Below are 12,429 nucleotides of genomic sequence, written 5' to 3'. Positions count from 1 at the left end.
TTAAAAAGCCTGTTATTTATTTGCAAACTTTTCTTTTAATTTTAATGAGATATTTACCAGACTAATTAAGATAGGAACTTCCAGCAGGGGTCCAATTACGGTAGCTAAGGCTTGTTCAGAATGCACTCCAAAAATTGCAACTGCTACTGCTATTGCTAATTCAAAGTCATTACTTGCGGCAGTGAAGGCTACAGTGGCTGTTTTAGAATATTCTACCCCCATTTTTTTAGATATAAAGAAAGTAACAAACCACATAAAAAAGAAGTATATCACCAGTGGAATGGATATTCGTATTACATCTAACGGTAGTTTAATGATATATTCACCTTTTAATGAAAACATAACGACAATTGTGAATAATAATGCTACCAATGTAATCGGATTTATTTTGGGAATAAACGAATTCTCATACCATTCTTTCCCTTTGAGACGAATTAGTCCAAAACGGGTAGATATTCCGGCGAGGAAAGGTATGCCAAGATAGATGAACACCGTTTTAGCGGAGTCAACTATAGAAATGTTTATATTCAAACCGCTTGCCAATCCCAATAAATTCAAGAAGATGGTAATAAAAATATAAATATACACTGCATAAAAAAGCACCTGAAATACAGCATTAAAGGCGACCAGACCCACTGCTAATTCTCGGTCTCCTTCTGCTAATTCATTCCAGACAATAACCATTGCTATACATCTTGCCAATCCAACGAGAATAACCCCTATCATATATCCTGGATAATTTCGTAAAAAGATGATTGCCAGAAAAAACATTACCACAGGACCTATAATCCAGTTCATAATTAATGATAAGGTTAATAACCGTTTATTTTGGAAAACCCTACCCATTTCTTCGTATTTAACCCGTGCAAGTGGCGGATACATCATAAGAATCAGTCCGATGGCAATAGGAATAGATGTAGTCCCTACTTGCATCTTTGTAATAATCTGGGTAATGAATGGAAGGAAGAAACCTATACCAATACCTACAAAAATAGCAATGAAAATCCATAAGGTTAGAAACCTTTCTAAAAATGATAATCTTTTTACTGTTGAGTTATTCATAAAAAAATCCTTATTTTTAATTATTAAACGATAACTCCAAACAGAATGCCTGTGATAGTTGCCATAATGACAACAAGGGAAATATAGGTTACTGTTTTTTTCAATCCTAAAATATTGTATATAACTATCATGCTGGGAAGAGATAATGCAGGACCTGCTAATAAAAGTGCTAATGCAGGTCCTTTGCCCATACCGGAACCGATTAACCCCTGCAATATGGGGACTTCCGTGAGTGTGGCAAAATACATGAAAGCGCCAACTATAGATGCGAGGAAATTGGCACGGATGGAATTTCCTCCTACTGCGGTATAGACCCATGCATTGGGAATTACCCCTTCATTACCCGGTCTGCCTAATAAAAAGCCTGCTATAAATACACCAGCGAGTAAAAGAGGAAGTATCTGTTTAGCAAAATTCCATGTGGAGGAGAACCACTCCTTTGTTTCATCTGTTCCTGTCAGTGTGATAATTGAAAGACCGATAAAACCAACAGAAAATGCTACTACGGGTTCATGTGGAAAAAGAATTGCAACGATAATACATGCCATAGCAGTAACAATAATTTTCCACCATTGAATTTCAAACCATAATCCAAGAATAATCCCTAAAATAACTCCGGAAAGAGAAGTAAATATCCATTTATATTGAAACATAAAATACCAGAACCCTGTATTACTTTCGGGTTTTCCCCAATTTGCAAATACAAGTATTGCTATCATGGATGCAAAGAAAACGGCAGTTTTCCATAGAGGTCGTGTAGGTTCTGAAACAGGCATGTTTGCATGCCTTTGAGTTCGCTGGATTTCCTCCTTGCGAAAGATTAGAAACATTAACAGTCCAATAATAATACTAAATAAAACTGCTCCTATAGCACGAGCAAGCCCTAATTCTAAACCTAATATACGGGCTGTAAGGATAATGGCTAATACATTAATTGCTGGCCCGGAGTAGAGAAACGCAGTGGCAGGTCCTAATCCTGCACCCATTTTGTATATACCACTAAAAAGAGGTAACACGGTGCAGGAACAGACAGCCAGAATCGTTCCTGATACCGATGCTACTCCATAAGCGATAAACTTATTGGCATCGGCTCCGAGATATTTCATAACGGAGTTCTGACTGATAAACACACCGATAGCACCCGCAATAAAAAAAGCAGGAACAAGGCATAGTAATACATGTTCCCGTGCATACCATTTAATCAGATAAAGTGCTTCCATTACTGCATTATCAAAACGAGGTGTCCCAACAGGGAGAAAATAACAGACAAAAAATATTAAGACAATCAGAAATAAAATTTTCCACTCTTGTTTGAAATTCATAATTTGATTCCTTCTGAATTAATTTAAGTTTGGAGACGTTATTCTTGGGATAGATTTAAAATCTCAAATTGCATTTTTGCTTTTTCAATAATTATGTTTTCTATGCATGATAAAAACATAGGGAGACATTTTAACTTTAACCGATAATATACCCGTAAACCTTCTTTTCGGTCTTCGATAATACCTGCCTGTTTTAATACAGATAGATGTTTTGAAATTGTAGATATGTCATCTTCAATCAATTCTTGTAGTTCGCAGACGCATTTTTCATTTTGGGCTAATTCATTGACGATGAAAAGTCGTGTTGAATGAGATAGAGCCTTTAGTACCTGAGCATGTAATTCATATTTGTCTTTTAATTTTTTGTTCATAATGATTTCCTTATAACAAATTATTGGCTATTTGAAATTATAGCAAAATAGCCAAATAAAATTCAACTTGAATTTTTTATAAAAATATTACCTAATATATCTAATATTCGTTAAAAATAACAGAGATATATTATACCCGAATATCTATTTGAAAATATATTTGGTAATTTGGTAAAATAAGAATATTAACAACCCATGCTAAAGGAGAATAAATATGAAAGAAATTAAAGTGTTAGGTCCCGGTTGTATGAAATGCGTTCAATTATATAACAACGCAAAAACCGCAGTAGATGAACTTAAAATGGAATGTGATATTGAAAAAGTTTCCGACATCCAGAAAATCATGGACTATGGAGTTATGATGACACCCGCACTGGTTGTTGATGGTGAAGTAAAGACAGCAGGGAAAGTCCCTTCCGTTGAAGAAATAAAAAAGATATTAGCATCATAATCCTACGATATTACATTATAATTATAATTTAGAGGAAGAAGATATGAAAAATATTATCTCTGCTTTACTAATTCTTTTTGTTTGTGTTTCATTAGGTTATCTTGTATATTCAGAAGTCAGAAACAATCGAGTTATTGTTTCTGATGTGAAGAAACAAGTTAAAGAAGAGGTTCCACAAGAGGATAGCACTTCTTCAAAAGATACTGCCACTAATTCAAAAATTAATGAAAAGGTTATTGTGTATTATTTTCATGGAACTGCTCGTTGTCCTACATGTCGAGCAATTGAAAAGTATGCAAAAGAAGCAGTTGAAAATGCCTTCAAGACGGAATTGGAAACAGGGAAGTTGGAATTCCGAAGTGTAAATGTTGAGGAACCGCAAAATGAGCATTTTATACAGGACTTTCAACTATCTACACGTTGTGTTGTTGTAGAATGGAATGTAAATGGAAAACCTCAAGACTGGAAACGTTTAGAGAGGGTCTGGGAACTGGTTCATGGAGATAAAGTAAAATATTATGACTACATACAGGAAAATGTCCGTCACTATTTGAAGGGATAAATACGGAATGCAATTTTTATTGGCTCTCTCATCTGCGGTATATCTGGGTCTCCTAACATCTATCAGTCCCTGCCCTCTTGCAACAAATATTGTTGCTATCTCCTATATATCTAAGAAAATAACGCACCCCGGTTTCGTTCTATTGAATGGGTTTGTTTATTCCATAGGTAGAACTATTGCCTATATTATACTCAGTTTTATACTTGTGAAAAGTTTGTTAGATATGCCGTTTCTTTCACATTTCCTGCAGAAATATATGAATAAAGTTATTGGACCTCTTCTTATCATCGTAGGGATGTTTCTTCTCGACCTTATAAAAATTAATCTCAATATATCTTTTAAGATGGAAAACTTTAATAAGAAAGTTGAAGAGTGGGGATTGTTAGGGGCTTTTCTACTTGGATTACTTTTTGCCTTATCCTTTTGTCCAACCTCCGCTGCATTATTTTTTGGTGGATTAATACCGTTGGCTACAAAAACAGGCTCTGATTTTACAGTCCCATTTTTCTATGGAATTAGCACGGGTATTCCCGTTATTATTTTTGCTTTTCTTATTTCATTTAGCACATCCAAAGTTAGTAAAGCATATAATTTTTTATCATCTGCCGAACTCTGGGCACGAAGGATTACAGGGATAATTTTTATCCTTGTGGGTATTTATTTAACCCTCATTAATATATTCAAGATAAGTCTTTCCTGAAAATAGTGCAGGTATTGCTGTCTGGAGGAGTAATTGTTTCCCCTGCAAGTTATATACAAGATTAAATATTCGTAAATCAGGCGAATGCAAAAATGGGAATGAAGTGTAGTATTGGGTTTAATATGTATTTACATAAACGTGTAGATGATATTACAGTTCTAATAGTTCTTTTATTTTCTGGGTTAATATTTGAATAGAGAAAGGTTTGTTGAGCAAATGCACTTCTTGTAAAGGTTGAAGTTCATGAGTTATAAGTTCTTCTGCATAACCTGAGATAAACAGTGTTTTTAAGGATGGGATAAATTCTTCTATTCTTTTAGATAAATCAAAGCCGTTCATTACAGGTAAAATAACATCAGAAATGAGTAACTTTATCTTACCTTTATTTTCTTTGGCTAATTTTATAGCCTCTATTGGGTCAGTTGTCAAGATAGGTTCAAAGCCCATTCGAGAAATAATATAACTTAACGTGTCTAAGACGCTTTTTTCATCATCTATAATTAGAACTGCTCCTCTTTTTTCTTCGGGTATTACATCAAGTTCTGGTATCCAGTCTTTTGTGTCATTTTTATTTTCGCTTGTTTCTTCTTTATATCTTGGCAGATAAATAGTGAACGTAGTTCCCTTGCCCACAGTGCTTTCTACAGTTATAAAACCATTATTTTGTTTAACGGTTCCATACACAGTTGCTAAACCTAAACCTGTGCCCTCGCCCTGTTTTTTGGTTGTAAAGAATGGTTCAAAAATATGCGGCAGGATGTCGGGATGTATACCTGTCCCAGTATCGGATATTTTGATAAGTACGTAATCGCCTGTGGTGGCTTCAATGTATTTTTTAGTGAATTCTGAATCTATCGTTATGTTCTCCGTTTTGATAGTAATTTTTCCATCATTAGGAATTGCATCACGAGCGTTAACGCACAAGTTAAGTATAATTGTATCGATATGGGCAGAATCCGCAAACACATCCCATAAATTATCAGCGGGTTGGAATTCAATGAGGATTCTTTCAGGAATAATTCTTTTTAAGAGTTGTAGATTTTGTTGTATTTCTTTGTTAATATTAATCACTTTGGGTTGAGTAGATTGCTTCCTTGCAAAGGCAAGGATTTTTTTGTGTCAGATTTGCTGAACGTTCAACAGCATTGCGAATTTCTATGAGATAGTTTTTAATTGGTTGTATTTCCTTCTCTTTGAAAAGTGCCAGTTCGATATTTCCCATAATAACACTTAACATATTATTGAAGTCATGGGCAATACCTCCAGCAAGTCGTCCTAATGCCTCTAATTTTTGGGAGTGTATAAGTTGTTTTTGTAGTTCTTCTTTTTCTTGTTCTAATTGTTTTTGTTCAGTAATGTCTGAAAGGATATGTATCACTCCTATAATCTGGTTATCATCATTAAATACAGGGTCTGCGACCACTTCATACCATTTATTATTCTGTTGGAATAGCGCTCGTTCTCTTCTTTTTGTTTTCATTAATTTTATTACTGGGCAGAAGGAAGGTGGTTCCTTTGTGTGGTGAATGATTTCCCAACATCTTTTACCTAATACCTCTTCAGGGGCGAGATTTAAAATTTCCTTAACAATACTATTGGTGCGTGTAATTTTGAATTCCTCATCTAAAAACCAGATAACACTGTTGATGTTTTGGTAAGCCTTTTCCCATTCACGATTTAATCTTTTTATTTCTTCTTCAAATCTTTTTTGTTCTGTAATATCTGTGAATATACATGCAAAGTGTTTGGGACCTGTTTTATATGCATAGACTAAATAATATCTGTTTAAACTCTTTGTTAAATTTACAAAGGTGATAGGTTTACCTGTTTTGACCACATGAGCATACGTGTTAATCCAGAAGGGTTCCAAGTCGGGTAATACCTCTTTTACTCGTTTTCCAATGACATTTTCTATTTTAAGTCCAGTCATATTCTCAAAGGCTGGATTTACAATAATGAATCGGTAATCCACTGGATTTCCTTCTTCATCATATATCATTTCATGTTCTGCAAAGGCTTCTTGCATTGAGTAGAATAGGTTCTTGAAATTTGTTTGAGTTTCTCGAAATTCAGTAACATCAAGCATAGACCCAAAAATAACATCAATTGAACCATCAGTAGCCTTCAAAGGGGCAATATATGCAATGAAATGTCGCCTCTCCCCATTAATTTGGAGGACAAAATCGGGATTTTGGAATGCACTTCCTTGAAGGGCAATATTACATGCATCTACAAAAAGTTTATGGGTTTCTTTATCAAAAAGGTCAGAGTCGGTGAGCTGTATGATTTCATTCGGTTGTTTATTAAAGAAACATGCATATGTTTTGTTTACTTTTATATATTTTAGATTTTTGTCTTTAATAAAGATCCCCGTTGGTAATAAGTCCAATATATATGCTAATGTTATTTGAGAACACTCAGGATTCTCTATGTTATTGTTTTTATGATTGCTTTTTTTTGAATTACTCATAGTTTGTTAACTCCTTAAAACAAACCTGGTTTCTTCCTTTTTCTTTTGCTAAATATAACATTTCATCCGTATATTTAATTATACTGTCTATTGTATCTTTACCCTGAATGAGTATACCCCCTATGCTTACTGTGATTTTATGCTTCCCTGTAATTGTGTCAATTTCATTTTCTTGGATAGTGGTGTTAAGTCGTTTTAATGTATTTATTGCGTCTTGTTTGTTAATATTTGGTATAACGATAAGAAATTCTTCACCACCGATTCTGCCTAATAAGTCATAAGGTCTTAATTGACTGCGGATGAGTTTTACAAATCCTTTTAATACGTCATCGCCTGTTTGATGTCCATACGTATCATTTATTTTTTTGAAATAGTCTAAGTCGCACATTGCAATGCATGTTTGGAGGTTGTTTCTTTCAGCACGTTCCAATTCTTCTTGAAGTCGCTCAAATACGCCACGTCTATTTAAGACGCTGGTGAGTGGGTCATGAACAGCCTCGTATTCAAGGGCTTTTTGTGTTTCAATTAGTTTTTTTTGTAAGGTGGCTGTTCGTAGTCCGACTCGTATCCGTGCCCATAATTCGTCATTATCAAATGGTTTACAGATATAGTCATCGGCACCCGCTTCCAATCCAGCAATAACATCTTCTTTATCTGTTTTTGTGGTTAGGATAATGATGTATGTTGATGCTTCCTTATTTGCTTTACGAAACATTTTTACAACGTCAATACCATCTAATTCAGGCATGACCCAATCGAGTATTGCAAGCAAAGGAGGGTCTTTAGTCAATAATTCGAGGGCTTCTTTGCCATTTGTTACATCAATAGGATTATACCCCCATTTTTTTAAAACGGAAGTAAGGATTAATCGGGATACAGTATCATCTTCGGCTACCAAAATGTTTATTTCTGCATGATTCTCACTCATTGAATAGTTCCTTTAAGTATGTTCTCAGTTCTTCAAATTGTGATTCCAATTGTGGTATGTATTTTTTAGCATCATTTTCTTTTCCTTCTTTACATAATTTTTCAATCTGAGATGCAATTTCACGAAGTCTTTCAGCCCCGATATTTGCAGAAGCACCCTTAATCGAATGAGCTTGCCGTTCCGCATCATTAATTCTATTTTCTGAGATGGATGTTTTTAGGGTATCTATTTGTTTAGGTATGTCTTCCAAAAAACTGAGTATAACCGTATTTGCCAAGTTTTTATCATCCATAACCCGTTTCATGAAGGATTTATAATCGAAAAGGGTCTCCTTTTGGAAGAAGGAGGTTGAGACGGGTGAGGCTTTTTCCTTTGCATCTTCTTTAGGTGCGGTAACGATAATATTTTGCTCAGTATCTTTCTGTGTTTTATCGGGTAGATATTTTTCCAAAATATCAATTATTGATTCCATAGAGATAGGTTTGGCTATATAATTATCCATACCTACTTGCAGACATTTTGTTCTATCTTCCTCAAATGCGTGAGCGGTCATAGCAATAATGGGAACATTATGATTTAAGACTGGTGAAAGAGGGTCTCTAATAATTTGAGTTGTTTGAAAACCATCCATCTCTGGCATCTGGATATCCATAAAAACGATGTCATAATCTTTTTTGCTCAACATTTCCAAGGCTTCTTTGCCATTATTAGCGGTATCAGGTGTTATTCCTAATTTATTTAACATTCCGACCGCAACTTTTTGATTTACCACATTATCCTCAACCAATAGCACATTGGCATTGAATTGTTTTCGCTGTTTTTGAAGTTCGCGAATGCTATGTCGTGTTAAGATAAATGGATTATAGAATGGTTTTTTCTCACCTTGTTGCCATGATTTTCGTAAACTCAATAATGTAGTTAAGACTTCAAATAATTCTAAATGGCGAACAGGTTTGGTCAGGTATGCGGAAAATCCAATGTCTTCAAATTTTTTTGCATCACCGCGTGCACCGATGGAAGTGAGTAGGATAAGTATTGTATCTTTTAGTTTTTCATCGCTGAGAATAATCCTTCCTAATGCCTCGCCATCAATTTCTGGCATTTGCATATCTGTGATGCAGATAATGAACGGGTCATTTTCTTTTTGGGCTGTTTTAAGTTTTTGAAGGGCAATAAAGGCATTAGGTGCTTCATCTGGTCGAGCACCCCATGATTTAAGACGGATATGAAGGATTTCTCGATTACTTGCGTTATCATCAACAATAAGAATACGAACATTTTGTAAATCTTCTGGGAAGATATATTTAGGTTTGTTCTCCTCTTTTTGTTTTTTAAGTCTTACCGTGAACCAGAAGGTAGAACCTTTGCCATATTCACTTTCAACGCCGATACTACCACGCATAAGTTCAACAAGTTGTTTTGATATAGCAAGACCCAGACCTGTCCCTCCATATTTCCGCGATGTGGAGGAATCAATCTGAGTAAACTTTTCAAATAGAAGATTAATTTTATCCTTTGGAATTCCAATGCCTGTATCTCTCACAATAAATTTTAGGAAAGCCTCTTCTTCTGTAGTTTCTAAACATTGCACTTTAATTGTTACTTCCCCTTGGTGAGTAAATTTTATTGCATTGCCGACAAGATTTGTTAGAATCTGTCGTAGACGACCTGGGTCGCCAATAAGGGAAGAGGGCACGTTTTCATCGATAGAGAGAATAAGTTCTAAATCCTTTTCACTCGCTTTTATTGCCATGAGTCGAGAGAAATCTTCTAAAAGACTTATGAGGTCAAAGTTAATATGTTCTAAATCTAATTTTTGGGCTTCGATTTTTGAGAAGTCTAAAATATCATTAATCAATGCAAGGAGAGAATCGCTACTGGATTGTATAGTTTCTGCATAATAACGTTGTTCGGGGTTGAGGTCTGTATCTAAGAGGAGGCTGGTCATACCGATGATAGCATTCATCGGTGTGCGAATTTCATGACTCATATTAGATAAAAATTCACTTTTTGCAATACTTGCCATCTCTGCTTTCATGGCAAGGTCATGGGCTATTTTAACTGCGTCTTGAAGCTTTTGATTTGCTTCTTTTAATGCCTGTTCATTCTTCTTTTCTTTTGAAATGTCGATAAAACAATCTAAGATTTTATTTTTCCCACCAACACTTATAATTTTCGCAGATTTCAAAACGGGTAATTGCTCCCCTTTTGCTGTTAGTATTATTTTCTCTTCATTGATTATTTCAGTCCCAGGCTTGTTCATTGGGCATTTTCCAACGTCGGTGGGACATAGAAATTTATGGCAAACATGTCCAACAATACATTCTCTTTCCGCTCCAAACATTTGTGCCCCTGCTGGATTGATATACTCAATAATATGGGTTTCTGCATCAATCAAGATAACACCTGCCTGAACACTTTCCATAAGTGTTCGCTGGAATAGTTCGCTTTCTATAAGTTTTTGTTTCTGATGGTATTCTTCTGTTACATCACGAAAAATAAGTACAGCTCCAACCATGTTACCTTCTGAATCATGAATGGGAGTACAGCTATCGGCGATGTTATATTCCTTACCATTTCTGGAGATTAATAATGTATTATTCCCGATATCTACTTCTTTACCTGTTTTTAGTGTTTTTTCAACTGGATTTTCTATTACCTGTTTTGTGGTGTAATCTTTAAGATGAACAACATCTTTAATAGGCTTGCCAATAACTTCGGTGTCGGTTTGACCTAAAAGAAGTTGAGCAGGACGATTTATTTCAACAATATTTCCAGTAATATCTACACTAATGACAGCGTCACCGATGGAGTGCAAGGTTGCTTTAATAAGTCCCCTGCTGTGATAAAGTTCTGATGTCCTTTGATTTACAAGATTTTTAAGAGATTGATTATAATTTACAAGAAGAGAAATAGTAATTGTTAATAAAATAGATAGGAATAGTCCTATACTAAAAGTTGTGATAATGCTATAAATAGAGTAGTAGCCTAACAAATTAGCAGGGGTGATTAATATGCCATATAAATTTTGGAATGCCAAAAGAGGAAAGAAAAGGTAATTGGCATTGGATAGCCTTAAAGCGTCTGATAAATCATTTATTGTAAATGAAGAAAAGATTTCGGAGATTTTGTCTGGACTAAATATTTGCAGAAATGAGAACTTATGCCAGACATTTTTTAAGGTTAGCTCTTCATAATATAATGAAGAGTAGATAAAGGTGCGGATATCTATGATTATAGATACGTAGCCTTGTGGTTCATTCCCTTTTAAAACAGGTTGAAATAGAATTGTATATTCATTATTAGCATTCAAAAAGCTTGGTATTATCGGTGATGTCATGGATGCTCGTAGTGTTTTTAAGGAATGTCTCGCTGTGTTTACAAGTAAGGGGTAAGAACTTATATCCATTCCCTTTAAGTGGGATATATTTTGTGGACTTGAAATATACAAGACGGGTAGATATTCATCTTTTTCTTTCACAGGGATTTTTGACCCATTTGTGTCAAACTCCCAAATAAAAAAATCATCTTGACTTTTTTGTTTTATTAATGTTTCGAAATCTTTTCTTTGTTCGTGTTTTACAATAGGTATCCAAAGCAAGGAAAAGTTTGTATCTTTTAATAACGGTTTTGTGAAGTTTAAGAACTCTTCTTGTGTTATCTCTTCACTACTTTGGAAGAAAGTGGCAATAGTAAGCAGTTTTAATTTTTGTATATCTCGTATATCCTCTTTTAGTTTAGTTATTTTTATTTTTGTCGTAATAAAAAAGTTTTCCCAGTTGTGTTTTTTGTTATTTGTATAGACGGTCCATGTTATAGATAGGACGATGGTTAATGATACAAGGAAGGCTAAGATTGCTTCAGCATGACGGGTGGAAGAATCCTTTTTTGAATTTCTCTGGCTAAAACCTATTCCAGATAGAAGGATAAAAATGATGATGAGTGAAGTGAAAGTAACGGTAGGATACGTGTGTTTCCAAACAAGGATTTTCCAATTTTTTGCGTCAATGTCCATTCCAAGAACAGCTACTATTTTATTAGAAGCCTTATCGTGAATAGGTGCAATTCCACTTATCCAGATACCCCATTCATCAGGTAAAGGTCCTTCAACGAAGGGTTCACCTGTATCAAAACAGTTGATAAGTTCATCAGACGCTTCCTCGTATATCTCTCCAGGTTTTGCAGGTGGTATTTCTTGTTCTGTACCTTCTTGGGTATCAAGGTAAAAAAATACCTGATTTTGTTCATTTCTGCCCATAAGATAAATGTATTTGCAATCAGGGATAAGGGACTTCAAGATGTAAAGTCTCTTTAATATAGAGTTATATTGTAGATTATCAAAATCTTGTTCTGAACCCGTAAAATTTTTGATGACATCAGTGTCAATACTTTCCGCAATGTTTGTTGTTTGAGCAAGGACAAGTTTTCGGAGCCATTGGTCGCTCGAATGGTAGACTCTATAAGTCCAGAATGCCCCACATATTATGGTAATAGTCAGGAAGGATAGAACATACCACCGAGATAGCCAACGAAGATAATTTTGCATATCTGAACCTCCACGGT

Annotated in this window: 10 protein-coding genes; 3 read left to right on the top strand and 7 right to left on the bottom strand. The window is 34.9% G+C overall.

Going from position 1 to position 12,429, the window contains the following annotated elements:
• Positions 1–12: 12 nt before the first annotated feature.
• The 3 genes from arsB to PLJ10_08685 are packed head-to-tail and all read right to left on the bottom strand — an operon-like array spanning position 13 to position 2,755.
• On the bottom strand, positions 13–1,062 hold the full coding sequence (gene arsB / locus PLJ10_08695; GenBank protein HOK09723.1) for an ACR3 family arsenite efflux transporter: 1,050 nt from the start codon (positions 1,060–1,062) through the stop codon (positions 13–15).
• 23 nt (positions 1,063–1,085) lie between these two features.
• Positions 1,086–2,384 (bottom strand): permease, encoded by a 1,299-nt coding sequence (locus tag PLJ10_08690; GenBank protein ID HOK09722.1) that lies wholly within the window; start codon positions 2,382–2,384, stop codon positions 1,086–1,088.
• A 38-nt stretch (positions 2,385–2,422) separates the two neighbouring features.
• Positions 2,423–2,755, bottom strand: a complete 333-nt coding sequence (locus PLJ10_08685; GenBank protein HOK09721.1) for a metalloregulator ArsR/SmtB family transcription factor — start codon at positions 2,753–2,755, stop codon at positions 2,423–2,425.
• Positions 2,756–2,969: 214 nt separating this feature from the next.
• Between PLJ10_08685 and PLJ10_08680 the strand changes: the two genes are divergently transcribed.
• The 3 genes from PLJ10_08680 to PLJ10_08670 are packed head-to-tail and all read left to right on the top strand — an operon-like array spanning position 2,970 to position 4,468.
• The gene (locus PLJ10_08680; protein HOK09720.1) at positions 2,970–3,206 is read left to right on the top strand and encodes a thioredoxin family protein; all 237 of its coding nucleotides are present in this window, start codon (positions 2,970–2,972) and stop codon (positions 3,204–3,206) included.
• Positions 3,207–3,249: 43 nt separating this feature from the next.
• Positions 3,250–3,768 carry a nitrophenyl compound nitroreductase subunit ArsF family protein gene (locus PLJ10_08675; protein HOK09719.1) on the top strand — a complete coding sequence of 173 codons (519 nt, stop codon included), beginning with the start codon at positions 3,250–3,252 and terminating at the stop codon, positions 3,766–3,768.
• A gap of 7 nt (positions 3,769–3,775) precedes the next feature.
• Complete coding sequence (locus PLJ10_08670) at positions 3,776–4,468, top strand: aromatic aminobenezylarsenical efflux permease ArsG family transporter (protein ID HOK09718.1); 693 nt, start codon at positions 3,776–3,778, stop codon at positions 4,466–4,468.
• A 150-nt stretch (positions 4,469–4,618) separates the two neighbouring features.
• Here PLJ10_08670 and PLJ10_08665 read toward each other — a convergent pair whose 3' ends face one another.
• Genes PLJ10_08665 through PLJ10_08650 form a run of 4 tightly spaced genes read right to left on the bottom strand, consistent with a single transcriptional unit; the run spans position 4,619 to position 12,412 of the window.
• On the bottom strand, positions 4,619–5,539 hold the full coding sequence (locus PLJ10_08665; protein HOK09717.1) for an ATP-binding protein: 921 nt from the start codon (positions 5,537–5,539) through the stop codon (positions 4,619–4,621).
• On the bottom strand, positions 5,532–6,938 hold the full coding sequence (locus PLJ10_08660) for a PAS domain-containing protein (GenBank protein ID HOK09716.1): 1,407 nt from the start codon (positions 6,936–6,938) through the stop codon (positions 5,532–5,534). Before PLJ10_08660 ends, PLJ10_08665 begins: the two co-directional genes overlap by 8 nt.
• Positions 6,931–7,866: a diguanylate cyclase gene (locus PLJ10_08655; GenBank protein HOK09715.1), complete on the bottom strand. Its 936-nt coding sequence runs from the start codon at positions 7,864–7,866 to the stop codon at positions 6,931–6,933. The genes PLJ10_08660 and PLJ10_08655 overlap by 8 nt, the downstream gene beginning before the upstream one ends.
• Entirely contained in the window at positions 7,859–12,412 is a 4,554-nt protein-coding gene (locus tag PLJ10_08650) for a response regulator (GenBank protein ID HOK09714.1), read from the bottom strand. Before PLJ10_08650 ends, PLJ10_08655 begins: the two co-directional genes overlap by 8 nt.
• Positions 12,413–12,429 lie beyond the last annotated feature (17 nt).

Source organism: Candidatus Hydrogenedens sp. (assembly GCA_035361075.1).
GTDB lineage: Bacteria > Hydrogenedentota > Hydrogenedentia > Hydrogenedentales > Hydrogenedentaceae > Hydrogenedens.
This window is presented reverse-complemented; position numbering and strand designations above follow the sequence as displayed.